The sequence below is a fragment of the Aestuariivirga litoralis genome (assembly GCF_015714715.1).
Lineage (GTDB): Bacteria > Pseudomonadota > Alphaproteobacteria > Rhizobiales > Aestuariivirgaceae > Aestuariivirga > Aestuariivirga litoralis_A.
The window spans coordinates 2,141,027-2,165,863 of record NZ_WAHS01000001.1 but is presented as its reverse complement, the minus strand read 5'-3'; the positions used below and the strand labels follow the sequence as shown (position 1 = coordinate 2,165,863).

Here is a 24,837-nt window from a genome sequence, read left to right as displayed (position 1 = left end):
AGAACAGGGAGGAACCATCATGCCGTCAACTATCAAGGGCCCCGCCATTTTCCTCGCGCAATTCGCGGGCGATGCTGCGCCGTTCAACTCGTTTGACTCGATTTGCAAATGGGCCGCAGGCCTTGGTTACAAGGGCGTGCAGATCCCCACCTGGGATGGCCGCATGATCGACCTGAAAAAGGCGGCAGAGTCGAAGACCTATTGCGATGAAGTGAAGGGCATTGCCGCCAAGCATGGCTTGACCATCACCGAACTCTCCACCCATCTGCAAGGCCATCTTGTTGTCGCCAACCCCGCCTTCAACGATGTGCTCGATGCCTTCGCCCCGAAGGAAATCCACGGCAATCCGAAAGGCCGCGCCGAATGGGCCAAGCAGCAGGTGAAATGGGGTGCCGCTGCGTCGAAGAATATGGGCCTCACCAGCCACGTTACTTTCTCCGGCTCGCTCGTCTGGCCCTATCTCTATTCCTGGCCACCGCGCCCGCCGGGCCTGATTGACGAAGGCTTTGCTGAACTCGGCAAGGTCTGGACGCCGCTGCTCAACGCCTTTGATGAGGCGGGTGTGGATGTGGGCTTCGAGTTGCATCCCGGCGAAGACCTGATGGATGGCGCCAGCTTTGAAATGTTCCTGGAAAAAGTGAACAACCACAAACGCGCCCAGATCAATTATGATCCGTCGCACTTCGTGCTGCAGCAGCTCGATTATCTGCAATTCATCGACATCTATCACGAGCGCATCTGCGCCTTCCATGTGAAGGATGCTGAGTTCAATCCGACCGGCAAGCAGGGCGTCTATTCCGGTTTCCAGGGCTGGGTGAACCGCGCGGGCCGCTTCCGCTCGCTGGGCGATGGCCAGGTGGATTTCGGCGCCATCTTCTCCAAGCTCTCGCAATATGGCTATGACAGCTGGGCCGTTCTCGAATGGGAATGCTGCCTGAAGTCATCCGATCAGGGCGCTGCCGAAGGTGCTCCTTTCATCGCCAGCCACATCATCGAGACAACAGGCAAGGCCTTCGATGACTTCGCCGCGGGTGATGACAAGGCCAGCAAGGCGCTGGTCAAAAAGATGCTGGGCCTCTGAGGTCTTGAAATCGACAAGCTGCCCTCCCATCTCTCTGCGCTGATGGGAGGGACCTTTCTATGATCTTCATTCTCAATCTTCTGTGGTTTGTGCTCGGTGGCTGGCTTGCCGGGCTGCTATGGATTCTCGCGGGCTGCATCATGGCGCTCACCATTGTGGGCATTCCGTGGGCGCGCTCGTGCTTCATGATCGCGCGCTATTCGTTCTGGCCCTACGGCTATGACATTGTCAGCCGCGACAAGTACTATGGCCGCGAAGATATCGGCACCGGCACGCTCGGCACCATCGGCAATGTGATCTGGTTTGTGCTGGCCGGCTGGTGGCTTGCCTTGAGCCACATCTCGCTGGCCATCGGCTTGGCCTGCTCGATCATCGGCATCCCCTTCGCCTGGGCTCATGTGAAGCTGGCCATCGCCTCGCTCTTCCCGGTGGGCAAGACAGTCGTGCCGATTGAGGATGTGCAGCTTTTGCCCGGCACGCATGTCGCGGCAAAGTAAATCGTCCCGCAACTAACAAAACCCCCGCGAAAGCGGGGGTTTTTCTTTAGGCAAAATCCGAAGGCTGGAAATTGTAGGCGGTGGAGCAGAACTCGCACACCACCTCGATAGTTCCATCCTTCACCATGTCGGCCCGTTCTTCCGGCGTGAAGTTCTTGAGCATGCCTTCAACCGCTTCATGCGAGCAGGTGCAGTGCCGCGCAATCGCAATGGCCGGATAAACCGTCACGCCATCTTCGTGATAAAGCCGGTACAGCAGTTCTTCCGACGTCAGGCTGGGATCAAGCAATTCATGATCCTCAACCGTGTCAAGCAGCAGCCGCGCCTTCACCCAATTGTCGTCCTCCTGCACCTCCGGCACCGCACCTTCCGGTGCATCACCCGACTGTTCAGGGATCGGCGATGAGCCGCCTTCGCTCGGCAGATGCTGCACCATGATGGCACCCGCGCGCCAATGCACACCCTTCTCGCCCTTGGTCATCAGCGGGCCCGCCGCCACCTTGAGGCGCGTGGGGATCTGCTCGGACTGCAGGAAGTAGGTATGCGCCGCATCGGCCAGCGTGGCATCGCCCAGTGGCACGATGCCCTGATAGCGCTCCATGTCTTGGCCTTGGTCAACGGTCATCGCCAGATAGCCGTCACCCAGAAGTTCCTTCTCGGAAGGCTTGGCCAGTTCGGCAAGCTTGCTCTTGTCATACTTGGCCATGCCGCGCACCTGGCCGGGGGCGAGATAATCCGCCACCACCATTGAAACCGGCCCGCCGGTTTTGGTCTGCACGATGAACTTGCCGTTGAATTTCATGGTCGTGCCCAGCATGGCGGTCAACGCCACGCTCTCGGCAACCAGACTCGAAACTGGCTCGGGGTAATCGTGCTTTGAAAGAATATCATCCACCACCGCACCCAGCCGCACCAGACGGCCACGCACGCCCAAGGGCTTGATGGCAAAGGGGATCACATGATCGACGATTGTGTTTTCCACGATCTAAAACTCCATCGGCGGGACAAAGGCCCGCCGATCAAATGTTACAAATTGTTCTGCACATAGATAGGGCGTTTCAGCGCCCGATCAAGCCAGCATCACTTGGCGAAGCAGCTCAGCAGGATGGCCTTCTGCGCATGCACGCGGTTTTCGGCTTCGTCGAACACCACCGAGGCCGGGCCGTCGAACACGGCATCCGTCACTTCCTCATTCCGGTGCGCAGGCAGGCAATGCATGAACAGCGCGTCCTTGGCGGCGTGCTTCATCAAGGCTTCATTCACCTGATAAGGGCGCAGCAGCTGGTTGCGGCGGGCTTTTTCCTCGTCGGCGTCATGCATGGAAAGCCAGCAATCGGTGATTACGTTGTCAGCACCCTTCACCGCCTCCTGGGCCGAATGGGTGACTTCGATGTCTGCCTGCTTCTGCTTTGCCCAATTCAGGAACTCTGGATTGGGCATGAGCTCTTTCGGCGAGGCGATGCGCAAAGCCCCGCCCAGAATGCCCACCGCTTCAATCCATGAGGCGCAGACATTGTTGCCATCGCCCACCCAGGCGCTGCGGGTTTTTTCGATACTGCCCTTGCGCTCTTCCAGCGTCAGCACATCCGCCATCACCTGGCAGGGATGGGTGGCATTGGTGAGCCCATTGACCACCGGAATGGTCGCCGCATCGGCAAATTCCAGCAGCGTGTGATGCGCCTTGGCGCGGATCATCACGGCATCGACATAGCGCGACACAACGCGTGCCGTATCGGCAATCGTCTCGCCGCGGCCCAGCTGCATCTCAGCGCCTGATACAGTGAACACTTCACCGCCCAGTTGCCTGATGCCCATCTCGAATGAGAAGCGCGTGCGCGTTGAGGGGCGTTCAAAAATCAGCGCGATGGCTTTGCCCTTGAGCGGCTTATCGGCATCCGGCTCGCCCTTGAACAATTTGGCGCGCGCCTTCTTGCGGCTATTGGCTTCGGTGAGAATGGACCGGAGCTGTGGTTTGGAAAAATCCTTCAGATCGAGGAAATGCGACATCACTTACTTCTTTTCAAAATGGGCGCAGGCTTTTTCAAGCTTGGCCACCGCCTCGGCCACATCCGCATCATTCACGATGAGCGGGGGCAGAAGGCGCACAACATTATCGCCGGCACCGATGGTCAGCAGTTTTTGATCGAGGGCCGCCTTGATGAATTCGGTATTGGGCACCTTGGTCTTGATGCCCATCATCAAGCCGCTGCCTCGGATCTCGGCGATCACATCAGGATGCGTATCCTTCAAGCGCTCAAGGCTCTGCTTCAGTTTCAGCGCCTGCTTCTGCACATTGGCAAGGAAACCAACTTCGAGAACCACATCCAGCACGGCATTGCCCACGGCAGTGGCCAGCGGGTTGCCGCCAAAGGTCGAACCATGGGTGCCTGCCACCATGCCGGCGGCCGCAGCTTCCGTGGCAAGGCAAGCGCCCAGCGGAAAACCGCCGCCAATGCCCTTGGCAATCGCCATGATATCCGGCGTCACGCCAGCCCATTCATGCGCGAACAGTTTTCCGGTGCGGCCCGTGCCGGTCTGGATTTCATCGAACACCAGCAGCATGCCATGCTCGTCGCACAGCTTGCGCAAATAACGCAGCTCTTCAGGCGCAATAACGCTGATACCGCCTTCGCCCTGAATGGGCTCAATCATGATCGCCGCAGTTTGAGGCCCGATCAAGGCTTCCAGCGCCTTGTGGTCGCCCACCTTCACCTGGTCGAAGCCTGGTGCCTTGGGGCCGAAGCCTTCAAGATATTTTTCCTGCCCACCCGCAGCAAGCGTTGCGGTGGTGCGGCCGTGGAATGCGCCTTCAAAGGTGATGATATGGAAGCGCTCAGGCTGGCCCTTCGCGGCGTGATATTTGCGCGCCATCTTGATGGCGAGTTCATTGGCCTCTGCGCCTGAATTGCAGAAGAACACAGTATCCGCAAAGCTGTTGTCGATCAGCCGCCGCGCCAGCTTTTCCTGCCCGGGCATCTGATAAAGATTGGATGTGTGCCATATCTTGCCCGCTTGCTCAGTGAGTGCAGCCACCAGATGCGGATGCGCATGGCCGCAGGAATTCACCGCAACGCCAGCGCCGAAATCCAGATATTCCGTGCCATCGTCCGTGTAGGCGCGCGCACCCGAACCGCGCACCAAGGCAATGGGGGCACGATTATATGTGGGCAGCACCGGACTGATCATGGCAGAGCTCCAAAAAGAAAAACGCCGATCAAGCGATCAGCGCAGTTAAAACAGGTGTTTAGTCAATGGGGGAGGCAGGGTCAATGCCACCTTATGAACAGGTGAGTCAATTTGGCGCATGGAGCCCCGAGTCAATCGGCGCTTAAGATTCTGTTAACTATATAGGCCGGGCACAAAGCTGGGGAAAACGGAACTAATAAAGCCTGAATTCCTTGTTTGTGTGACTCCACCCATTGTAGTGAAAATGGAACAAGCCCACGAGATGTGGGGCTGATGATCAGTAAAGCGTAGAGTTTGAGGCGCGGGCATGGGGCCATGTTCGCGAGCAGAGAAGGATTCTGAAATGAGCGAAGTTGCGGCCGCACCAGAGAAAGCCATGTGGACGGAAGACCGGGTGAACACGCTGAAGCAGCTCTGGGCCGAAGGCCTGAGTGCTAGCCAGATCGCCGGCCGTCTTGGCCTGGGTGTGACGCGCAATGCCGTCATCGGCAAGGTGCATCGCTTGAATCTCGCTGGCCGCGCTACGCAGCCGCGCAACACTGCACCACGCACCGCACGCAAAACCCGCGAGCCTTCCATTCCGGGCCGCTCGCCTTCGATGCCGACGGCCGGCAACACCGCGCTCAAGGCCTTCCACCACACCGCGCCGCGCCCGATGCCGCTGCCGGAACCCAAGCCGATGCGCCTGGTCGATGACAACAAGGATGGCCGCATCACCATTCTTCATCTCTCCGACAAGACCTGCAAATGGCCGATCGGCGATCCGACCCATGATGATTTCTGCTTCTGCGGCCACGGCCCGCGCGAAGGCTCACCCTATTGCGAATACCACGCCCGCATTGCCTATCAGCCGCCGCAAGCCCGGATGCGCCGCTCGGCGTAAGTCTGACCTCAATTCAATATCTCTTTATCGGCGGGCTTGACCCGCCGATCCAGTTTTAAGGGCACCATGATCTACGTCGTCGCCACCATCACCACGCTCCCCGGCCAATCCCCCGCACTCATCTCCGGTGCGCGCGTCTGCATCGATGCCACGCGCAGCGAAGCCGGATGCATCTCTTATGACTATGTGCGGGACACTGAAAATCCGGACATCGTGCTGGTCGTGGAGCGCTGGTCCACACGCGAAGCCCTGGCCGCCCATATGCAAACCCCGCATCTCGCCGATTGGCGCAAGGCCCGCCAGCCACTGGTCAAATCCACCAAGGTCGAAATCATCCACGCGGACCAGGTGGAAGTCATCTGAACAAACAAAATCGGCGGGCCAAGGCCCGCCGTTTTCACATCGAATATCGTGTGGTGATTACATCACCGTGACTTCAGCACCCAGCTTCACGAACTGATAGAGCTCGGTCACGTCATCGTTCAGCATGCGGATGCAGCCCGAGGAAGCGTTCTTGCCGATCGACTTCGGCTCGTTGGTGCCGTGGATGCGGTAGATCGACGAGCCGAGATACATGGCACGGGCACCCAGCGGGTTCTTCGGGCCACCAGCCATGAAGGCCGGCAGTTCAGGGCGGCGTACGCGCATTTCAGCCGGCGGGGTCCATGACGGCCATTCAGCCTTGGCCGAAACCTTGTGCACGCCAGCCCATTCGAAGCCCGGCTTGCCTGAAGCAATGTTGTACATGGCAGCGCGGTCCATGCCGAGGATGTAGTAGAGCTTGTTGTTTTCGGTATCGACGATGATCGAACCAGCGGCCTTGTCAGAAGCGTAAGAAATGATCTTGGCGCGCTTGAAGGTGGCCTGCTGCTGCACAACCGGCTTCTTGACCAGCTTGACCAGCGGCTGCTGGACTTCGGCGGGGGCGGAGGCGGGGACGATGACCACGCCGGCGAAGGGCTTGACGTCCTGGGCCTGGGCGATGGAGGCGAAGCTGAGAGCCAGAGTGGCGGCGGCGGCGATTTTGAAGAGCTTGTTCATTTGCTTGTTTCCCTGTGAATGCATTTGATGGTGCCTTTCTAGGGATGTCGCTCTGAACCTATTCTGATTGTGGCATTTATCTGGCGTTCAGGATTCGGATTTCCACTCGGTGGGGCCTGTTTTCACGATCAAGCCACTGAAAATTATAGAAAATAAAAAATGGAAAAAAGTGAAATGGTGGCGTTAGAGCTTGCCATATTCTCTTACGAGAGCCGACATCTGGGCTTCGCCGACACCTTCCGCTACGCCAATTCTGTCAGATTCCGGACGATTCTGGCTCATTTTCCATTTGCCAGCGATGGATTCGATGGGGATTTCGATGCCGACAATGCCTTTCAGCTGGCTTCGGATGTAACTTTCCGGCGCATCGCTTACCGCCCAAGGCGTTGTGCGCGTATTTTCATGTGAGGCCGTCAGCGCCGTCACCTGTGCGCGCAGCCAATCCGCATCTTCATGCACCAGCGCCGTGCCCTTTACTTGCACCATCGCATAGTTCCAGGTGGGCACCACCTTGCCGGTCTCGCGCTTGGTCTCATAAAGCGAAGGTGAAATGTAAGCCTGAGGCCCCTGAAACACTGCCAGCACGCGCTGCCCATGCAGTTCGCGCCACTGGCCATTGGCCCGCGCCACATGCGCCAGCAGGCGTCCATGGCGCGCATACGTGGCATCCAGCAGGAAAGGAATGCCATTCGCCTCCGGTCCATCAGCGCCCACCGAGATCAGCAATCCAAACGGATGCGCCCTGATCAGCTGGTGCTGAACCTCCAGCCGCTCTTCAATGAAATGCGGGGGCTGATACATCTCTTACTGCAGATCGCGCTTGATCTTTTCCTTGAACTCTTTGGTGAAGACCTTCTTCTTGCCTTCAAACGCGTCGATCTTGCCCCACACGATCCAATGCGTCTTGGTGCAGGTCAGGCGTCCATAGGTCTCAGTACGCACTTCCCACTTGCCGCGCTTGCGTGCTTCGGTCCAATGGGTTTCCATTTTCGCTGACAGCGGATCATCCGGCATGATCGAGTAATTCTCGCGCCCCGTGCCCCAGATGGTGAGGTTCAGCGGCTTGATCAGCTGCGTGCCGAATTCATCGACAATCGACATCTTGGTTTCACCGGTCTTTGGATCAACTGTCACTTCGCGCTTGTTGGACGCTGGCTTCAGATGCTGCAGATCAACCGGCTTTGCCCCTTCCGGCTCGCCGAAATGAACCAGCTGCCCCGCCGCATATTTCTTGCGCACCGGCAAGGCCAGTTCCGATGGCCCGGCATAAACCGTAAGCTTTACCGGCTCCGGTGCTGGCCACATCATCGGGAAGTAAGAGGTCGAAATCGCTACGCGCAGCTTGTGGCCCTTAGGCACTTTATAAGCAATGTCATCCAGCTTGATGCGCATGCGGTAACGCTGGCCCGGCACCAATGGCGTGGGCTGCCCGCGCGACACGCGCATTGTCAGGTTCTGCAGATGATAGGTGATGCGTGAAACTTCACCCGTCGGCCACACATCATTCAGTCGCACGGCAATGTGCGCCACCGGCTTGTCCACGCTGAATTCCAGCTCGATCGCGGGCGCACCCACCAGGTCCATGTCGTCAGTGAGGGCAGGGCTTTCGAAGGTGATCGACTGGCTGTCATCCTTGGCTTGGTCACCGGCAAATTCCGGGCCCAGCCAGATGATGCAATATTCACCGCCATCAAAACCGGTGGTTTGCTTCGAGGTGATCTCAAGCGCCTTCTCTTCGCCCTTGGCAGAAGCAATGCCCTTGTCGGTGAGGAACCAGGTTTTGGTTTCGGTATTGCCCACGCCCCAATAGGCGTCGCCAATCCAGCGGCCTTCGATCCTGGTGGGGAAGGAACCGGGCTTCCACGGCTCCATCACATAGACGCGGAAATCCGGGTCTTGCGTCACCTTGGTGTCGATATCCTTCAAATAGAAATCCCACCAGCGCAGCATTTCCTGCAGGAATCCGATCTTCGGATCAGGCACTGCAAAATGCGCATATTTATGCGCCCATGGCCCGATGATCGCCTTGCGCGGGCAGCGCAGCCCCTTCATCAAACGCGGCGCTGCGTTGGAATAGGCATCGTTCCAGCCGCCCACCACCAGCGTGGCCGCGGTAATGGCGCCGAAATTTTCGACCACCGATCCATGCTTCCAATAATCATCGCGGTGCGGATGCTTCAGCCAGGTGCTGATCAGGAAAGGCTCGGCCTTCAGCCGCTCCATCCACATCTTGCGCCATTTCGGGCCGACGATATCCGGATCCGGCGGGCGCGACGAATAGGCCAGCATGGTGGCGGCCCAACCCATATTCTCGTTGAGCAGCGTGCCGCCCTTGTAATGAATGTCATCTTCATAGCGGTCATCCGTCGAGCAGATGGTGACGATGGCCTTGAGTGCGGGCGGCTGGCGCGCCGCCACTTGCAGGCAGTTGAAGCCGCCCCACGAAATGCCGAACATGCCGACCTTGCCGCTGCACCACTTTTGCTTGGCGATCCAGTCGATCACTTCCAGCGCGTCGTCCTGCTCCTGCTTGGTATATTCGTCGAGCATGATGCCATCGCTGTCACCATTGCCGCGCATATCCACGCGGATGGCGGCATAGCCGTGGCCGGCCATGTAAGGATGCGTTAGCGCATCGCGCACATGCGTGCCGTCGGTCTTGCGGTAAGGCAGATATTCCAGCAGCGCCGGAACCGGATTTTTCGCGGCATCGGTGGGGATGAACATCCGCGCCGCCAATTGCGTCCCGTCGGAAAGCGGGATGAAGAAATTTTTGACTTCTTTGGTCTTGCGGGGAAATTTGGTGACAGTTTTAATGGGCATAAGGCCTTATGCAGCAAAAGCCCTGATGGCTGCAACTATGGCCCGGAAACTTTCCGCCGCTGGCCTGCTCATGAAGCGGGCGCGCAAATAGGCATGCACCAGATCAGGCTCCTCGCGCAGTTCCGCTGCCACACCCGCCGCCTGCAACTTGGCGGCGTAATGCACTGCATCGTCATGCAGCGGATCATGCGCGCAAGCCACCAGAAAAGCCCGTGGCAGGCCGCTGAAATCCGTTTCGCGCAACGGCTCGGCCAGCTTGCTGCCATCCGAGCCATAGGTGTCGTGGTAATAGAGCACGTCCTTGGTGGTCAGCCCGGGCGCATTGGCCTGGGTAATGTATGAACCTTTTGTTACGTCGCCGCCGAGGCCCGGATAGATCAGCACCTGGCCTTTGATTTTCTGGATGCCAAGGTCACGCGCCTTGATGGCGATGCCCGCCGCTAGATTGCCACCGGCGCTGTCGCCCGCGATGACGCAGGGGCCGCCAGATCCAACGATGCTTTCAAACACGGCCCAGCAATCATCAAACGCCGCCGGAAATTTATGCTCCGGTGCCAGCCGGTATTCTACTGCGATCACATCCACCTGCGCTTGATCCGCCAGATCAGCACAGATCGAATTATGGCTTTCCAGCCCCCCCACCACATAGCCGCCGCCATGCAGATAAAGCAGCTGCCCACGTGGTGCGCGCGGCATGTAGCGGCGGCAAGGAACGGCGCCCACCGTGAAATCGCGCGTGGCCACATCCTTGGGCCATCGCCCAGAAAAATGGGCGCAATACTTGTTATAGAATTCCCGTTGCTCCGCCATGCTGAAGCTCACGGCATTCTCAGGATAAAGCCTCTCGCCTTCCTCCAGAAACGCAACGATGCCCGGGTCTTTCAGTTGCGAATATTTACTCATGCCGTAAGGGTGGCTGCCGCGCGAAGCGCTTTTACATTGGCGGCATGGTCGCCCTTGAACAGCGATGTGCCCGCCACCAGCACATTGGCCCCGGCGCGCACCGCTGCCTCAGCGGTGAAATGGTCGATGCCGCCATCCACTTCAATGTCGATGGGCCGCCCGCCCGCCAGCGCCCTCGCTTGGGTGATCTTGGGCAGCATGGCCTTGATGAAGCTCTGCCCGCCAAAGCCGGGATTGACCGTCATCACCAGAATAAGATCCAGCCGGTCGATCACATTTTCAATGGCAGAAATGGGGGTGCCCGGATTGATTGCCACGCCGGCTTTCTTGCCCAGCGCCTTGATGGCCTGCAGCGAGCGGTCCAGATGCGGGCCTGCCTCGGCATGAACCGTAATGCTGTCGGCCCCTGCCGCCGCAAACTGCCCGAGCAAGGGATCAGCCGGCGAGATCATCAGATGCGTGTCAAATGGCACTTTGGTATGCGGGCGCAGTGATTGCATGATCGGTGCGCCGTAGGAAATATTGGGCACGAAATGCCCGTCCATCACGTCGATATGGATCCAGTCTGCCCCGGCGGTCAGGATCGAGGCCACCTCCTCCCCCAGCTTGGAAAAATCAGCGGCAAGGATGGATGGAGCGATGATGAGCGGGCGCGAGTTCATGTCACCTTCTTAAGCGAGCAAAAGCCCAAATGCAAAGAGGCCCGCCGAAGCGGGCCTCTCCTAGAACTTTGTCAGTTCCTGCGCCGTTAGATCAGGCTGGCGAAATGCACGGCGGTGTCGCTCATGCGGTTCGAGAAGCCCCATTCATTGTCGTACCAGCTGAGGATCGACACGAAATTGCCGTCCATCACCTTGGTCTGGTCGAGATGGAAGATCGACGAATGCGGATCATGGTTGAAATCCGAAGACACATTCGGCTGGTTGGTGAAGCCGAGAATGCCCTTCAGCGCGCCGCTCTTGGAGGCAGCGATGATCGCATCATTGATTTCCTGAACCGTGGTGGCGCGCTTGGCGATGAACTTCAGATCGACAACCGAGACATTCGGTGTCGGCACGCGGATTGAAATGCCGTCCAGCTTGCCCTTCAGTTCCGGCAGCACCAGGCCAACGGCCTTGGCCGCACCCGTCGAAGTCGGGATCATCGAAAGGGCCGCAGCGCGGGCGCGGTAGAGATCCTTGTGCATCGTGTCCAGCGTGGGCTGGTCGCCGGTGTAAGAATGGATGGTGGTCATCATGCCCTTTTCCAGGCCGATCACGTCATGCAGCACCTTCACCACCGGAACCAGGCAGTTGGTGGTGCACGAAGCGTTCGAGATCACCATATCGTCCTTGGTCAGCGTGGTGTGGTTCACGCCGTAAACGATGGTCTTGTCAGCGCCATCGGCAGGTGCCGACACGATAACGCGCTTGGCGCCGGCGGTCAGATGCGCCGAGGCCTTGTCCTTCGAGGTGAAAATGCCGGTGCATTCCATGGCGATGTCAACGCCCATTTCCTTCCACGGCAGCTGTGAAGGGTCCTTCACGGCGGTGGCCTTGAACTTTTCCGAGCCGACATTGATGATGTCGCCTTCCACCTTCACTTCGTGGGGGAAGCGGCCATGCACCGAGTCAAAGCGCAGCAGATGGGCATTGGTTTCCACCGGGCCCAGATCGTTGATCGCCACCACTTCGATGTCCTGGCGGCCAGATTCATGAATGGCGCGCAACACATTGCGGCCGATGCGGCCAAAGCCATTGATTGCGACGCGAACTTTCTTGGCCATGAGGCTCTCCTGTTACGATCTGAGGTTTGGCGGCCTTATAGCGCAGATTTTCAACTCGAAAAGAGAAATTTGAGGGGCGTACGTCAAAATGCGTTAGATGCGTTGAAACAGGCACCAATTGAATTTCTGGATATTGCCACTTGGGGTCTCATGGCTCTGCGGCCATGTTTCCAGCAATCTGAAATTGGGGCCAATTTCGCGCTGTACCGAAGCCGCATCGTGCCGCTGCACGGGAAGCCCGCTGCATTTATCCGGTCCGTCCAGGGCGAATGTCGCGAGGACCAAATGGCCAGCCTTTGCAAGGCCTGCCTCAAGGGTGGTGCGATAGGCGTCGCGTTCCTCGGACGTTGTGAGAAAATGATAGACAGCCCTGTCATGCCACAGGCCATATTGGCGCGCGGGGTGCCACGTTGTGATATCCGCCACGATCCAGTTCACCCGGCCTGCAGCCGCGCCCAGCCGCGCCTTGGGAACAGCCAGCGCAGAATCGGCAATATCAAGAATGGAAACATCGTTCCAGTCAGCGGCCAGCAAGGCATCCACCAGCGTTGAAGCTCCACCACCCACGTCGATGAATGCCGTGTTTTTTGCCGGCCGCAATTTCCCGATGGCCGCAAGCGAGGGCAGCGCTTCCGCCTGAAACCAGCTCACACTGGCGCTGGATTTGGTTGCATATACATTTTGCCAGTGGTCGCGCATGGCCATTGTCTCAATCTAGGGCCGCACACGCGCATCCACACGACAGGGATTTCAAATCCGCCCCCGCTCCACCAGCAGCTGCACAACCTTTTCCGCCGCGTCTTCCGCCGCCATCGTGCCCGTATCCACCCGCAGCTCGGCCGCATCCGGCTGTTCGTAGGGCGACGAAATGCCGGTGAAGTTCTTCAGCTCGCCGCGCCGTGCCTTGGCATAAAGCCCCTTCACGTCGCGCTTCTCGGCCTCGGCCAGAGACGTATCGACGAAGATTTCCATGAACTCGCCTTCGCCCACCAAGTCGCGCGCCATCTGGCGTTCGGCCTTGAAGGGCGAGATGAAGGAAACCAGCGTGATCACGCCGGCGTCTGTCATCAGCTTGGCCACTTCCGCCACGCGGCGGATATTTTCCACGCGGTCCTGATCGGTGAAGCCCAGATCGCGGTTCAACCCGTGGCGCACATTGTCGCCGTCCAGCAGGTAAGTCAGCTGGCCGCGTGCATGCAGTTTCTTTTCCACCAGATTGGCGATAGTCGATTTACCCGCACCCGACAAACCAGTGAACCACAGCACCGTAGGCTTCTGCCGCAGCAGGCCAGCACGCGAGTCCTTGTTCACATCCATCGCCTGCCAATGAATATTGGCGGCGCGACGAAGCGCGAAATTGATCAGGCCAAAACCCACCGTGTTGTTGCTGAAGCGATCAATGATGATAAAGGCGCCCAGCGTCTTGTTCTCGCCGTAAGGTTCAAACGCCAAGGGCCCATTGAGTTCAAGATTGCACACGCCGATTTCATTTAGCGCCAGCGTTTCCGTGGCAGTGCGTTCCAGCGTGTTGACATTGACCTTGTATTTCAGCTTGTCCAGCGTGCCGGGCAGCGACTTGGCGGCCGACTTAATCACATAGGATCGCCCCGGCAGCATGGGCTCATCACCCATCCACAACACCTGCGCTTCAAACTGATCAGACACTTCCACCGGACTTTGCGCCGCAGTGATCACATCGCCACGGCTTGCATCCACTTCATCCGCCAGCGTGAGCGTGATCGCTTGCTCAGCTTGGGCTTCGGGCAAATCACCATCCTGCGTCACGATGCGGGTCACAATGCTCTGCCGGCCTGAAGGCAGAACCTTCACGGCATCGCCGGGCTTTATCGTGCCGGCCGCAATCGTGCCGGCAAAGCCACGGAAATTCTGGTCCGGGCGTGACACCCATTGCACCGGCATGCGGAAAGGCTTTTCCTTCGCATCATCACCAACCGGCACGGTTTCAAGGTGGCCCATCAAAGTTGGGCCCTGATACCATTGCATGTTGGCCGAGCGGTCGATGATATTGTCACCCGCCAAAGCCGAAACCGGAACAACAGTGATCTTCGAGGTGATGCCGAGTTCGGCAGCAAACTTCCGGTAATCCGCTTCGATCTTTTCAAACGTCTCGCGCGAATAACCGACGAGATCCATCTTGTTGATGCACAGAACCAGATGCCGGATGCCCAGCAGCTTGCAGATGAAGCTGTGGCGGCGGGTCTGGGTCAGCACGCCCTTGCGTGCGTCGATCAGGATGATGGCCAGTTCGGCGGTGGAAGCACCAGTGGCCATGTTGCGGGTATATTGTTCATGGCCGGGCGTATCGGCCACGATGAACTTGCGCCGCGCGGTGGTGAAGGCGCGATAAGCCACGTCAATGGTGATGCCCTGTTCGCGTTCAGCCGCGAGACCGTCCACGAGCAGCGCGAAATCCAGATTGCCGCCTTGCGTGCCGAGCTTCTTCGAGTCGGCTTCCAATGCGGCCAACTGGTCTTCGAACAGCATCTTTGATTCATACAGCAGGCGCCCAATCAGCGTGGACTTGCCGTCATCGACGGAGCCGCAGGTGATGAAGCGCAGCAGATCCTTCTGTTCCTGTGCCGCAAGAAACGCATCAACATCGCCACCCTGATATTCAACAAAGCGGGTCATCAGAAATACCCCTCCTGCTTCTTCTTCTCCATCGACTGCGACGCATCCTTGTCGATCACGCGGCCCTGCCGTTCCGACGAGGTGGCCACCAGCATTTCCTCGATAATGTCATTGAGCGTGCCGGCTTCCGATTCAATCGCCCCAGTCAGCGGATAGCAGCCCAGCGTACGGAAACGGATTTTCTTCATCATCGGCTTCTCGCCCGGATGCAGGCGCATCCGGTCATCATCCACCATAATCAATTGCCCATCACGTTCGACAACCGGGCGCTCGGCAGCAAAATACAGCGGCACAATCGGAATGTTTTCGCGCGCGATATATTGCCAGATGTCGAGTTCAGTCCAGTTCGACAGCGGGAACACGCGGATCGACTCGCCCTTGTTCTTTCGTGCGTTATACAAATTCCAAAGCTCAGGTCGCTGGTTCTTCGGGTCCCAGCGATGCTTGGTATCGCGGAACGAGAAGATGCGCTCCTTGGCGCGGGATTTTTCTTCATCACGGCGCGCGCCGCCAAAGGCAGCATCGAAACCATATTTGTCCAGCGCCTGCTTGAGGCCATCGGTCTTCATGATCTGGGTATGCAGCGCCGAGCCATGATCGAACGGGTTCACATTCTTCGCCACGCCATCGGGATTGATATGGACCAGCAGCTCAAGACCCAGCTTGCGCGCGGTTTCATCGCGCATCGTGATCATGTCGCGGAATTTCCAGCGCGTATCCACATGCATCAGCGGGAAGGGCGGCTTGGCCGGATAGAATGCCTTCATCGCCAGATGCAACATCACGGCTGAGTCCTTGCCGATCGAATACAGCATCACCGGCTTTTCACATTCCGCCGCCACTTCGCGGATAATGTGGATGGACTCGGCCTCCAGCTTCTGCAGATGGGTGAGGCGGTCGCCATTCAGCCCCGGCACGGCAGGCTTCGGCGCCTGCGTCAGAATCCACCTGCGCACCTTGTCGATGGTGCGGGTGGAGGGGCTGCGCCCATTGCGCAGATCAAACACGAAATTAGGATCACCCAGGGCATTTTTGCCCAAAGTGCTAGGATCGGTGGCGGATTTGGCCAGAAATTGCTCAATTTCGCCGAGAAATGCGGTGGTTGATGTGCTCATGATAGGATATTTCCTACCATTTAGTTTTCCTCAAGTCAAAATCCTATTGCGAAAGCGTCATCATAAAAGGGGTGAGCAGCCCTGCATTTCACGCTAGGACGGGACCAGAGGAGTGCCACCATGACCCGTTTTCTGTTCGCCGCCTTGCTTTCAGGGCTTTGCGCCACATCAGCCATCGCGCAGGTGAAGATGGAAGGCCAGCTCACCGCGTCGAAGGCCTGCCCGGCGCTCGCTTCGATCAAGAAGGGCACCAATCCGGGCAATGTGATGCTTGAGGCAGGCCGCTCCTACCAGATCCTTGGCAAGAACAATGACACGGCCACGCATTACTATGTCGTCGTACCCGGTGCAGAGCCGAACCAGCGCTGGGTTGCGATTGATTGCGGCTCCACCGACGGCACGCAGGCCGCAGCGCCTGCTGCACCCGCAGCACCTGCGCAAAAGCCGGTGGACACATCGCAGGGCACGGTGAAACCCAAGGCTCCGTCGCGCAACTTTGGTGGCAAGACGCCTTATTATGTGCTGGCCCTGTCCTGGGAGCCGGCCTTTTGTGAAGCGATGGGCAGCAAGCCCGAATGTCGCGCGCAAAAGCCATCGAGCTTTGAAGCCACGCATTTCACGCTCCACGGCCTGTGGCCGCAACCGCGCCGCAACCAGTTCTGCGGCGTGGACCCGAAGATCGCCGCATTGGATGACCAGCACCGTTGGGAAGATCTGCCGGAACCAAAGTTGACCGCAGAAACTAAAGCCGCCCTCGACAAGGCCATGCCCGGCACCCAGTCCGATCTGGAGCGCCATGAATGGATCAAGCACGGCACCTGCTATCCGGCAGATTCAGCCGAGCAATATTTCAAGGATGAACTGCGCCTCGCCGCCGAGGTGAACGCGTCAGCCGTGCAGGCTTTCATGGCCGCTAATATCGGCAAGCAAGTGCGCGCCGATGACATCCGCGCGAAATTCGACGAAGCTTTCGGCAAGGGCACAGGCCGCAAGGTGGAAGTGAATTGCGATCGCGGCGGCCGGATTTCAGAAGTGGTGCTCAACCTGCGCGGCGATATTCCCGGCGGCGATGACCTGAAAACGCTGCTGGCGGCGGGCGATGTGGCCCAGCGCAAATGCGATGCGGGTTTGGTGGACGCGGTGAATCGGATGAACTGAGCCACCGCGCCCGTTTCGTTAGCGCTGCTTGTGCACGATGGGGATCATCAGGTCGCCCCAGAAGCCGCCTTCGGTGTGATGCCGCGCCCCGCGCTGCAACTCAACCGTCAGTCCAGTCTCTACAGCGGCGATCATCGCATTGTTTAGGCGGTGCAGTTCATTGGCCACCAGGCGAATGGCCTTGGTCTGCTTTTCGTCCATCGTTATGGCCTGGGCATCGGCCCGGTCGCGCACATGGGTCTGCAACATCGTGTCCTCCTATTCGGCTGCTTTGAATTGATGATGTTCGGTCGAGTCATGCATCGCGGTCGTCGATGACTTGCCACCGGTAATGGTGGTGGAAACGAGGTCGAAATAACCTGTGCCCACTTCACGCTGGTGGCGCGTGGCAGTGTAGCCATGGGCTTCGGAAGCGAATTCGGCTTCCTGCAGGCGCGAATAGGCCGTCATCTGCTCTGCCGCATAGCCGCGCGCCAGTTCGAACATGCCGTGATTCAGCTGATGGAAGCCAGCCAGCGTGATGAACTGGAACTTGTAACCCATCGCACCCAGTTCACGCTGGAACTTGGCAATCGTCGCTTCGTCCAGCTTCTTCTTCCAGTTGAACGAAGGCGAGCAATTGTAGGCCAGCATCTTGCCCGGATGCACTTTGCGCACTGCTTCAGCAAATTTCTTGGCCTGGCCCAGATCAGGCGTGGACGTTTCCATCCAGATCAGGTCGCAATAGGGCGCATAGGCGATTGCGCGGGCGATGCACGGATCCATGCCATTCTTCACATGATAGAAGCCTTCCGGCGTGCGCGCATCGGGCAGCACGAACGGCTTGTCATTCTCGTCAATGTCGGAGGTCAGCAATTTGGCCGCCTCGGCATCGGTGCGCGCCACGATCAATGTTGAAACGCCCATCACGTCAGCCGCAAGGCGCGCCGCCACCAGGTTGCGGATATGCGCACCCGTGGGGATCAGCACCTTGCCACCCAAATGGCCGCACTTTTTTTCCGAAGCGAGTTGGTCTTCGAAGTGAACCCCGGCCACGCCCGCCTCAATATAGGCCTTCATGATCTCAAACGCATTGAGCGGCCCGCCGAAGCCGGCTTCCGCATCGGCCACGATGGGCGCGAACCAGTTGTCGACCGACTTGCGGCCCTCGGCATGTTCGATCTGATCGGCGCGTTGCAGGGTGCGGTTGATCTTGCGCGCTAGTTCCGGTCCGGAATTGGCAGGGTAAAGCGACTGGTCAGGATACATCGCCCCGGCCACATTGGCGTCAGCCGCCACTTGCCACCCCGAAAGGTAGATCGCCTTCAATCCGGCCCGCACCATCTGCATGGCCTGATTGCCCGACAAGGCACCCAGCGCATTGGTGAAAGGTTCATTGTGCAAAAGCGCCCACAGCCGCTGCGCGCCCATTTCAGCCAGGGTGAACCGCTGGCTCACCGAGCCGCGCAGCTTATCGACATCCTGCGGCGTGTAGGGGCGGGTGATCCCGTCAAAGCGTCGCTGCGGCGCGTGGGGAATGAGGGATTCAAAGGTCGTCATGGGACTTCTCCAGTGGTTATGACAATTGCTTACAGCATTGAGGGTCAAAAACACTGGATTGGCGGGCGGTTTTGAAGTAATTGTGTTATAGATAGTAAACGAACTTCAATATTTCTGTAAATTCTGTAAATCATGGCCAGCAGCAAAATCTTCGCCGGTTCCCGCCTCCGCCGCTTGCGCGCCAAGCAGGGCCTGACCCAACTTGCCTTCGCGCAAAGCCTCGGCATCTCGGCCAGCTATCTGAACCTGATGGAGCGCGACCAGCGCCCGCTCACCGCACAGGTGATCCTCAAGCTTTCGACGATGGATGGCGTGGACGTCACCGAATTGGCGGCAAGCGAAGCGGCCCACGCTTTGCTCCCGCAATTGCGTGAGATGCTGGCAGACCCGTTGCTGCAGGGCGAAGTGCCGCCGGGTGGTGAACTCAATGAAGCCTTGCAGGTGGCCCCCAATTTTTCCGCCGCCGGTTTGAAGCTTTATGCAGCCTATCGCGAGGCATTGCGAAAGCTCGCCAGCGCAGCGCAGGGTCTTCCCACCGTGACGTCGCCGCAGACGGCGACTGAATGGCTGAACGAGCGCGACAACGACGATCTCGAAGGTCTGGCTGAAGAAATCTGGAGCGAGCTTTCGCCGAAGGACGATATCTTTGCCGGCATCAAAGCACGGCTGCGCAGCGCCTTTGGCGTGGACGTGCGCGTCAGGCCTGAGACCATCATGGGCCAGGATCGCAGCCGTTATGATCGCCATTCACAGCGCCTGATGATTTCCGAAGCACTCGGTTTTGAAACGCGGCTGGAAGAGGCTGCACATCTTCTCGCGCGCCTCGAAGGCAAGGCCCTCATCGACGAGGCGGTTTTGAAATCGCCCTTCAATGGCAATCCGGAAGCCGAGCGTCAGGCCAAGGCGGCGATGAAGGATTATCTCTGCCTCGCCCTGCGCCTGCCACGCGCACTGTTCCGCACCAGTGCCGAGGATTTGCGCTTCGATATCGAACGGCTGGCGCGGCGTTTTTCAGTTCCCTATAGCGATGTGATGCTGCGTATTGCGCTGCTGCAAGACAATGCCGCTTATCTCGCGCTCAATGCGTCTGGACAGATGGCCTCGCGATTTGGCCAGCTGAAGATTTTCATTGCTGCTGATGCGCCCCCCTGCACACAACTGCCGCTCTTCGATGCAGGAACCGGCCTCCACATGGCGGAGATGAAACCAGCCGAAGGTAGCACGCTCATCGCCATCGCATCCCGCCAAGACGGCAACCCCACTTCATTGCTGATAACGCCGGAATTCTTCGGCAAGACCATCTACGCCGCGAAATTGGAACAGCGCCCTTGGGGCCCCGCCTGCCGCCTGTGTGAAATCAGAAACTGCACCCGCCGCATCGCTGCAGCAGTGACCCGGCCCACCGGCCTGAACGACTATATCCGTGGCCCCACGGATTTCGAACCGGTCTAGATCTCTGCTGCCAGTGCAGCAATCCGCTCAGCGGCTTGCCTGATCTCGGCCTCATCCACCGTCAACGCCACACGCAAATGACCTGCACCACCCGTACCGAAACTCTCACCCGGCATGGTCACCACCTGCTTCTCGCGCAGCAGCCGGAAGGCAAATTCCTCCCCGGACAAGCCCGTCTTGCGCACATCCACCATCAGGAACATGCCGCCTTCGGGCATCCGCGCCGAAACCTTGTTGCTGCCGCGCAGGCCTTCAATCAGCGCCTGCCCGCGCGCCACATAAAGCTGGCGCATCTTCTCGGTCTCTTCGAATTCATGCGTCAGCGCAAAGGCGGTCGCATCTTCGAGGAAGGGCTGCGAGCCGAACAGCAGCGTTTCCGAAACCGTGGTGATCCTGGCACAGAATTCCGCCGAGCCCGCGATCCAACCGCAGCGGAAGCCGGGCAATGCATGCGATTTCGAAATCGAGGAACACACGATGACGCGCTCCTCCAGCGCCTTGTCGAAGAACGGCGAGGTGAACACGTGATCACCATGCACCTGCGTGGCATAGACTTCATCCGACACGATCCACAGATCATGCTTCTTCGCCACTGCGCCAATGGCTTTCACTTCGGCTTCGGTGAACACAGCACCCGTCGGGTTGCTCGGCGTGTTGAGCAGGATGGCGCGCGTCTTCTTGGTAATAGCCCTTTCCAGCAGCGCAATGTTCGGGTGAAATCCAGTGTCCGGATCAAGCTTGACCGGAACGACAATGCCGCCAGGTGCCGCCACCACGGCCTCATAGGTGGCATAGTAAGGATCAAACAGGATCACTTCATCACCGGGATCCACGATTGACAGGAACGCCACCGCCAATGCCGTCTGGGTGCCCGGCAGGAAGATGAATTGATCGCTGGTGATCTTGCGGCCCGTTTGTTTGGTGTAGAACCTGGCCAGCGCGTCGAGCATGTTCTGCTCGCCATTGCCGGCGGAATATTTGGTGCGGCCAGACATCATCTGCTTCGCCGCCACGTCAAGGATCGCATGCGGGGGTGCCAGATCGGGTTCACCGATCGACAGGAAGATCAGCTCTTCGCCGCGTGAGCGCCGCTGCTTGCCTTCAACATGCACGGCCCATTTATCCGAGCCGAGCCCGGCAACCCGGTCAGCGATTTTCGCAAGACGCATAAGAGACCCTCAATTCAAGCTGAGCCTTATACAGGGGGCGCAACCTGAAATGAACCCACCAGCAATGCGCCGATTTGAGGCCAGCATTCCGGCAGCGCGTAGCGTCAGCCGCCCACTTGCTCCAGCCCCATCCGGTTCAGCGAAACATAATCGGTCTTGCCGGAACCCAGCAGCGGCAATGCTTCCACATGTACAATGGTCTTGGGCACCATCAGGTCCGTCGCACCTTCACGTTTCAACCCATCTGACAAAGTTTTGCGGTCGACTTTCGCCACGGTGGTGAACAGCACCAGTTGCTCGCCCTTTTTCTTATCGGGCACCGCCACCACGGCTTGTGGTGCATCGGGGTAAAGCACCTGCAGCTTTTGCTCGATGGCAGTCAGCGAAACCATTTCACCGGCAATCTTGGAGAAGCGCTTGGCGCGGCCGAGGATGGTGATGTATTTCAGTTCATCCACATCGACGATATCGCCAGTGTCATGCCAGCCGCCGGGCGGCGCTTCGATCACCCCGGGCGTGTCGGCCCGCAGATAGCCCATCATGATATTGGGGCCCTTCACATGCAGGCGCCCGCCTTGGTTGATGCCTTCCACCGGGTCCAGCCGGTATTGAATGTCATCCAGCAACTGGCCCACGCTGCCAGAGCGGTAATGCAGCGGCGTATTCACCGCCAGCACCGGTGAACATTCAGTCACACCATAGCCTTCGAGAATGCGCAGGCCGAATTTCTCCATCCACAGCGCGCGTGTATCCGGCTTCAACCGTTCAGCACCCGCCACCACAAGGCGGATATTGAAGAAGTCATAAGGATGCGCGCTGCGAGCATAACCGGTGAGGAATGTATCGGTGCCGAAAATCACCGTGGCATTGGTGTCATAACAGAGTTCCGGAATGATCTTGTAATGCAGCGGCGAGGGATAGAGGAACGTCCGCACGCCAGCCAGCAGCGGCAGCAGCAACCCACCCAACAGGCCAAAGGCATGGAACACCGGCAGCGCATTGAAGATCGTGTCATCTGGCGAAAACGCAATGCGCGCCGCCGCCTGCTGCCAATTGGCATTGAGATTGCGATGCGACAGCACAACGCCCTTGGGCAGGCCTTCGGAGCCGGACGTGAACAGCACCACAGCGGGGCTGTTCGGATCCTTCACAGCACCTGAGCGTGACGACATCAAACGCGGGAAGAATTTGCAGGCCAGCCCGTAAATCTTGTCGCCCGTGCCGATCGTGCCGCGCACATCTTCCAGATAAACGATCTTGTTTTTCTTGCTCAGCACCTCGATGTCGCCCTGCATCTCGGCGGTTTCAATAAAGCGCCGTGAGGTGATGATGGTGTTGACTTGGGCGGCCACGCAGGCCGCCGCCATGTTGATCGCACCCGTCGAGAAATTCAGCATGGCCGGAACCTTGCCATGCGCCATCAACCCGAAGAACGACAGCGCCACCGCATTGGCATTGGGCAGCAGCACGCCCACATTCCTCTGCGTGCCGCTGAGCTGCGCAATCTTGCGGCCCAGCACCATGCTGCCCATGATCAGGCGGCCATAGGTCACAGGCACGCGCTGAATGTCTTCAATGATCTGCCGGCCTTTGCCATGCGTCTGCGCGGCATCAAGCAGCGAGTCCCACAGCGTGCGGTCAATATTCGATGTCTTGAAGATCATCTGGGCCATCACGCTGTACAGCTGCTCGGCTTGCCATTCGCGCAGCGCGGAACCGGCGAGGCCCTTGGGCGTGGTGAATTCAACCGGCGGCTGGAAGGTCAGCGTAATCTTGGGGAACAGACGCAGCTTCAGCTTGCCGCGCATCCGCGAGAAAGGTGAGTAGAGCGCGCCATCGATGCGCAAAGGCAGAACTTTCGCTCCCGCCAGATTGGCCAGCGCCGCAGGCCCTTCATAGATTTTCATCAGGCCACCGGTGGTGGTCAGGCGGCCTTCGGGAAAGATCACCACCTTTTGATGGCGCTTCAGCCGGTTCACCAGCTCGCGCAATGACAGCGGGTTGAGCGGATCAATCGGCACCATGTCGTACAGGAAAAAGGCAGGCTTCGACCACCAGCCCTTGGCCATGCGGGTATCCGCGGCGAAGGCAGCGCGTTCGGGCAGGAAACACGAGAGCAGGGGGCCATCCAGATAGGAAGTGTGATTGGGCACAATGAGCGCCTTGTTCCCGGCGGCCAGATAATGCTCCATGCCGTTCACTTCGACGCGGTAGAACAGCCGCATCAGGAAGCGGGCGACGGTGGCGAACAAAGTCTGCGGCAGGGTGATGACGAGGTAGCCGACGACCACCAGATTGGCAAAACCGCACAGCGCATAAAGCCCCTTCACCGTGAAGCCCATTTTCAGCAGCACGCCGCAGAGAATGGTCGCCACCACCATGTACACAGCATTGAGAATGTTGTTGGCACCGATGATGCGGGCACGGCGATAAAAGGGCGTGCGCGATTGCATGAAAGCAAACAGCGGCACCACGAACAGGCCAGAGCAGAAGGCCACCATGAACAGATCGAAGACCAGCCGCAGGCCGGTGAGCCGGTCGAACAGGGCCCACGGCGTGGCCGTCTCATCGACAAAACCTGCACCGAAATTCGAAGCCGCCACATAAAGATCAAACATGAACAGGCTCATCAACAGCGCGGCCAGCGGCACGAAGCGCAAGGTGATGCGGCCTTTCAGCAGCCTATTGCAAAAGGCCGAGCCTAGGCCCGTCGCCACACTGAACACCGCCATGATAGTGGTGGCGGCTTTTTCATCGGCATGCAGATCATTATGTGCAAAGGGCACGACTTGCGTGAGCACCACGACGCCGAGGAACCAGAACCACGACACGCCCAGGATCGACAGCAGTACGTCACGCTTTTCCGCCGCCTGCTTGAGCACATTCCAGGTTTCGGAAACGAGGTTGAAATTGATCTTGAGATCAGCTTGCGCAGGCGGTGCCGGAGGCATGAACCAGGCCGCCGCATAGGCACAAATGGCAAGCGCAATCATCGCGCCCGAAACGACATGCAAGCCAGCGCCACCCAGAATGAACAGGCTGCCAAAAATGGTCCCGCCCAGCACGGCGAGGAACGTGCCCATTTCCACCATGCCATTGCCACCCAGCAATTCTTCCTTGGTGAGATATTGTGGCAGCACGGCATATTTGATCGGGCCGAAAAAAGCCGACTGCGTGCCTGTAAGGAACACGCAGAACAGCTGCAGCCACACTTGGCCGCTGAACAGCGAATAGCTGGCCAGCGCAATCAGTCCGATTTCGACGAACTTGATGCGCCGCGCCATCACGGCCTTGTCGAATTTGTCGGCCAGCTGCCCGGCTAGGGCCGAGAAAAGAAAGAACGGAATGACCAGCAGGCCAGCGGCGAGCGCATTGGTGCCTTCCGGATTGCCCGGGCGTGTCGCGCCATAGAAAAACAAAATGGCCAGCGAGCCACGAAAGGCATTGTCATTGAAGGCGCCAATCGCCTGAGCAATGAACAGTGGCAGAAAGCGGCGGGTGCGAAACAGTGCAAATTGACTGGGGCCGGGCATAATTCCTCAATTCCTGTTTTGGAAAGAGGGTTGCCACCCG

General features: G+C 58.8%; 22 protein-coding genes. 6 read left to right on the top strand and 16 right to left on the bottom strand.

Annotation, left to right across the window (positions count from 1 at the left end):
- Positions 1-19: 19 nt before the first annotated feature.
- Both F8B91_RS10995 and F8B91_RS10990 read left to right on the top strand, forming a co-directional pair.
- Complete coding sequence (locus tag F8B91_RS10995; RefSeq protein ID WP_196503737.1) at positions 20-1,081, top strand: sugar phosphate isomerase/epimerase family protein; 1,062 nt, start codon at positions 20-22, stop codon at positions 1,079-1,081.
- A 59-nt stretch (positions 1,082-1,140) separates the two neighbouring features.
- Positions 1,141-1,578: a YccF domain-containing protein gene (locus F8B91_RS10990; RefSeq protein ID WP_196503736.1), complete on the top strand. Its 438-nt coding sequence runs from the start codon at positions 1,141-1,143 to the stop codon at positions 1,576-1,578.
- A 46-nt stretch (positions 1,579-1,624) separates the two neighbouring features.
- Here F8B91_RS10990 and F8B91_RS10985 read toward each other — a convergent pair whose 3' ends face one another.
- The 3 genes from F8B91_RS10985 to F8B91_RS10975 form a co-directional block, all read right to left on the bottom strand.
- Positions 1,625-2,560: an Hsp33 family molecular chaperone gene (locus tag F8B91_RS10985; protein WP_348641779.1), complete on the bottom strand. Its 936-nt coding sequence runs from the start codon at positions 2,558-2,560 to the stop codon at positions 1,625-1,627.
- A 98-nt stretch (positions 2,561-2,658) separates the two neighbouring features.
- Positions 2,659-3,585 carry an ornithine carbamoyltransferase gene (gene argF / locus F8B91_RS10980; RefSeq protein ID WP_196503735.1) on the bottom strand — a complete coding sequence of 309 codons (927 nt, stop codon included), beginning with the start codon at positions 3,583-3,585 and terminating at the stop codon, positions 2,659-2,661.
- Positions 3,586-3,588: 3 nt separating this feature from the next.
- On the bottom strand, positions 3,589-4,764 hold the full coding sequence (locus tag F8B91_RS10975) for an aspartate aminotransferase family protein (RefSeq protein ID WP_196503734.1): 1,176 nt from the start codon (positions 4,762-4,764) through the stop codon (positions 3,589-3,591).
- A 343-nt stretch (positions 4,765-5,107) separates the two neighbouring features.
- Between F8B91_RS10975 and F8B91_RS10970 the strand changes: the two genes are divergently transcribed.
- Both F8B91_RS10970 and F8B91_RS10965 read left to right on the top strand, forming a co-directional pair.
- On the top strand, positions 5,108-5,647 hold the full coding sequence (locus F8B91_RS10970; RefSeq protein WP_196503733.1) for a GcrA family cell cycle regulator: 540 nt from the start codon (positions 5,108-5,110) through the stop codon (positions 5,645-5,647).
- Positions 5,648-5,713: 66 nt separating this feature from the next.
- The gene (locus F8B91_RS10965; RefSeq protein WP_196503732.1) at positions 5,714-6,010 is read left to right on the top strand and encodes a putative quinol monooxygenase; all 297 of its coding nucleotides are present in this window, start codon (positions 5,714-5,716) and stop codon (positions 6,008-6,010) included.
- A gap of 57 nt (positions 6,011-6,067) precedes the next feature.
- Here the strand turns inward: F8B91_RS10965 and F8B91_RS10960 are convergent, their stop codons facing one another.
- The 9 genes from F8B91_RS10960 to cysD all read right to left on the bottom strand — a co-directional run bounded on the left by F8B91_RS10960 (position 6,068) and on the right by cysD (position 15,946).
- Positions 6,068-6,688, bottom strand: a complete 621-nt coding sequence (locus F8B91_RS10960; protein ID WP_246715026.1) for a L,D-transpeptidase — start codon at positions 6,686-6,688, stop codon at positions 6,068-6,070.
- 183 nt (positions 6,689-6,871) lie between these two features.
- A complete protein-coding gene (locus tag F8B91_RS10955) occupies positions 6,872-7,489 on the bottom strand; it encodes an FMN-binding negative transcriptional regulator (RefSeq protein WP_196503730.1) in 618 nt (205 codons plus the stop codon).
- A gap of 3 nt (positions 7,490-7,492) precedes the next feature.
- The gene (locus tag F8B91_RS10950) at positions 7,493-9,511 is read right to left on the bottom strand and encodes a CocE/NonD family hydrolase (protein WP_210324354.1); all 2,019 of its coding nucleotides are present in this window, start codon (positions 9,509-9,511) and stop codon (positions 7,493-7,495) included.
- Between the two features lie 6 nt (positions 9,512-9,517).
- Positions 9,518-10,414, bottom strand: a complete 897-nt coding sequence (locus F8B91_RS10945) for an alpha/beta hydrolase (protein WP_196503729.1) — start codon at positions 10,412-10,414, stop codon at positions 9,518-9,520.
- Entirely contained in the window at positions 10,411-11,076 is a 666-nt protein-coding gene (rpe, locus tag F8B91_RS10940; RefSeq protein ID WP_196503728.1) for a ribulose-phosphate 3-epimerase, read from the bottom strand. The genes F8B91_RS10945 and rpe overlap by 4 nt, the downstream gene beginning before the upstream one ends.
- A gap of 86 nt (positions 11,077-11,162) precedes the next feature.
- On the bottom strand, positions 11,163-12,179 hold the full coding sequence (gap, locus tag F8B91_RS10935) for a type I glyceraldehyde-3-phosphate dehydrogenase (RefSeq protein WP_196503727.1): 1,017 nt from the start codon (positions 12,177-12,179) through the stop codon (positions 11,163-11,165).
- Positions 12,180-12,272: 93 nt separating this feature from the next.
- Entirely contained in the window at positions 12,273-12,884 is a 612-nt protein-coding gene (locus F8B91_RS10930) for a class I SAM-dependent methyltransferase (RefSeq protein ID WP_196503726.1), read from the bottom strand.
- 45 nt (positions 12,885-12,929) lie between these two features.
- Positions 12,930-14,831, bottom strand: a complete 1,902-nt coding sequence (gene cysN / locus F8B91_RS10925; RefSeq protein ID WP_196503725.1) for a sulfate adenylyltransferase subunit CysN — start codon at positions 14,829-14,831, stop codon at positions 12,930-12,932.
- Complete coding sequence (gene cysD / locus F8B91_RS10920; RefSeq protein ID WP_196503724.1) at positions 14,831-15,946, bottom strand: sulfate adenylyltransferase subunit CysD; 1,116 nt, start codon at positions 15,944-15,946, stop codon at positions 14,831-14,833. Before cysD ends, cysN begins: the two co-directional genes overlap by 1 nt.
- A 120-nt stretch (positions 15,947-16,066) precedes the next feature.
- Between cysD and F8B91_RS10915 the strand changes: the two genes are divergently transcribed.
- Positions 16,067-17,104 carry a ribonuclease T2 family protein gene (locus tag F8B91_RS10915; RefSeq protein WP_196503723.1) on the top strand — a complete coding sequence of 346 codons (1,038 nt, stop codon included), beginning with the start codon at positions 16,067-16,069 and terminating at the stop codon, positions 17,102-17,104.
- An 18-nt stretch (positions 17,105-17,122) separates the two neighbouring features.
- Here the strand turns inward: F8B91_RS10915 and F8B91_RS10910 are convergent, their stop codons facing one another.
- Positions 17,123-17,353 (bottom strand): SMc00767 family acetate metabolism repressor, encoded by a 231-nt coding sequence (locus F8B91_RS10910; protein ID WP_196503722.1) that lies wholly within the window; start codon positions 17,351-17,353, stop codon positions 17,123-17,125.
- Between the two features lie 9 nt (positions 17,354-17,362).
- A complete protein-coding gene (gene aceA / locus F8B91_RS10905; protein WP_196503721.1) occupies positions 17,363-18,643 on the bottom strand; it encodes an isocitrate lyase in 1,281 nt (426 codons plus the stop codon).
- Positions 18,644-18,775: 132 nt separating this feature from the next.
- Between aceA and F8B91_RS10900 the strand changes: the two genes are divergently transcribed.
- Positions 18,776-20,095 carry a helix-turn-helix transcriptional regulator gene (locus F8B91_RS10900; RefSeq protein ID WP_196503720.1) on the top strand — a complete coding sequence of 440 codons (1,320 nt, stop codon included), beginning with the start codon at positions 18,776-18,778 and terminating at the stop codon, positions 20,093-20,095.
- Here F8B91_RS10900 and F8B91_RS10895 read toward each other — a convergent pair.
- Positions 20,092-21,264 carry a pyridoxal phosphate-dependent aminotransferase gene (locus F8B91_RS10895; RefSeq protein ID WP_196503719.1) on the bottom strand — a complete coding sequence of 391 codons (1,173 nt, stop codon included), beginning with the start codon at positions 21,262-21,264 and terminating at the stop codon, positions 20,092-20,094. The two genes, F8B91_RS10900 and F8B91_RS10895, sit on opposite strands and share 4 nt — an antisense overlap.
- Before the next feature lie 104 nt (positions 21,265-21,368).
- A complete protein-coding gene (locus F8B91_RS10890) occupies positions 21,369-24,797 on the bottom strand; it encodes an acyl-[ACP]--phospholipid O-acyltransferase (RefSeq protein WP_196503718.1) in 3,429 nt (1,142 codons plus the stop codon).
- Positions 24,798-24,837: the final 40 nt, after the last annotated feature.

Bases quoted from the DNA above. Each gene is read 5' to 3' on its own strand.
- F8B91_RS10995 (WP_196503737.1), top strand. From the start codon at position 20: ATGCCGTCAACTATCAAGGGCCCCGCCATTTTCCTCGCGCAATTCGCG.
- F8B91_RS10990 (WP_196503736.1), top strand. From the start codon at position 1,141: ATGATCTTCATTCTCAATCTTCTGTGGTTTGTGCTCGGTGGCTGGCTT.
- argF (WP_196503735.1), bottom strand. From the start codon at position 3,585: ATGTCGCATTTCCTCGATCTGAAGGATTTTTCCAAACCACAGCTCCGG.
- F8B91_RS10975 (WP_196503734.1), bottom strand. From the start codon at position 4,764: ATGATCAGTCCGGTGCTGCCCACATATAATCGTGCCCCCATTGCCTTG.
- F8B91_RS10970 (WP_196503733.1), top strand. From the start codon at position 5,108: ATGAGCGAAGTTGCGGCCGCACCAGAGAAAGCCATGTGGACGGAAGAC.
- F8B91_RS10965 (WP_196503732.1), top strand. From the start codon at position 5,714: ATGATCTACGTCGTCGCCACCATCACCACGCTCCCCGGCCAATCCCCC.
- F8B91_RS10960 (WP_246715026.1), bottom strand. From the start codon at position 6,688: ATGAACAAGCTCTTCAAAATCGCCGCCGCCGCCACTCTGGCTCTCAGC.
- F8B91_RS10955 (WP_196503730.1), bottom strand. From the start codon at position 7,489: ATGTATCAGCCCCCGCATTTCATTGAAGAGCGGCTGGAGGTTCAGCAC.
- F8B91_RS10950 (WP_210324354.1), bottom strand. From the start codon at position 9,511: ATGCCCATTAAAACTGTCACCAAATTTCCCCGCAAGACCAAAGAAGTC.
- F8B91_RS10945 (WP_196503729.1), bottom strand. From the start codon at position 10,414: ATGAGTAAATATTCGCAACTGAAAGACCCGGGCATCGTTGCGTTTCTG.
- rpe (WP_196503728.1), bottom strand. From the start codon at position 11,076: ATGAACTCGCGCCCGCTCATCATCGCTCCATCCATCCTTGCCGCTGAT.
- gap (WP_196503727.1), bottom strand. From the start codon at position 12,179: ATGGCCAAGAAAGTTCGCGTCGCAATCAATGGCTTTGGCCGCATCGGC.
- F8B91_RS10930 (WP_196503726.1), bottom strand. From the start codon at position 12,884: ATGGCCATGCGCGACCACTGGCAAAATGTATATGCAACCAAATCCAGC.
- cysN (WP_196503725.1), bottom strand. From the start codon at position 14,831: ATGACCCGCTTTGTTGAATATCAGGGTGGCGATGTTGATGCGTTTCTT.
- cysD (WP_196503724.1), bottom strand. From the start codon at position 15,946: ATGAGCACATCAACCACCGCATTTCTCGGCGAAATTGAGCAATTTCTG.
- F8B91_RS10915 (WP_196503723.1), top strand. From the start codon at position 16,067: ATGACCCGTTTTCTGTTCGCCGCCTTGCTTTCAGGGCTTTGCGCCACA.
- F8B91_RS10910 (WP_196503722.1), bottom strand. From the start codon at position 17,353: ATGTTGCAGACCCATGTGCGCGACCGGGCCGATGCCCAGGCCATAACG.
- aceA (WP_196503721.1), bottom strand. From the start codon at position 18,643: ATGACGACCTTTGAATCCCTCATTCCCCACGCGCCGCAGCGACGCTTT.
- F8B91_RS10900 (WP_196503720.1), top strand. From the start codon at position 18,776: ATGGCCAGCAGCAAAATCTTCGCCGGTTCCCGCCTCCGCCGCTTGCGC.
- F8B91_RS10895 (WP_196503719.1), bottom strand. From the start codon at position 21,264: ATGCGTCTTGCGAAAATCGCTGACCGGGTTGCCGGGCTCGGCTCGGAT.
- F8B91_RS10890 (WP_196503718.1), bottom strand. From the start codon at position 24,797: ATGCCCGGCCCCAGTCAATTTGCACTGTTTCGCACCCGCCGCTTTCTG.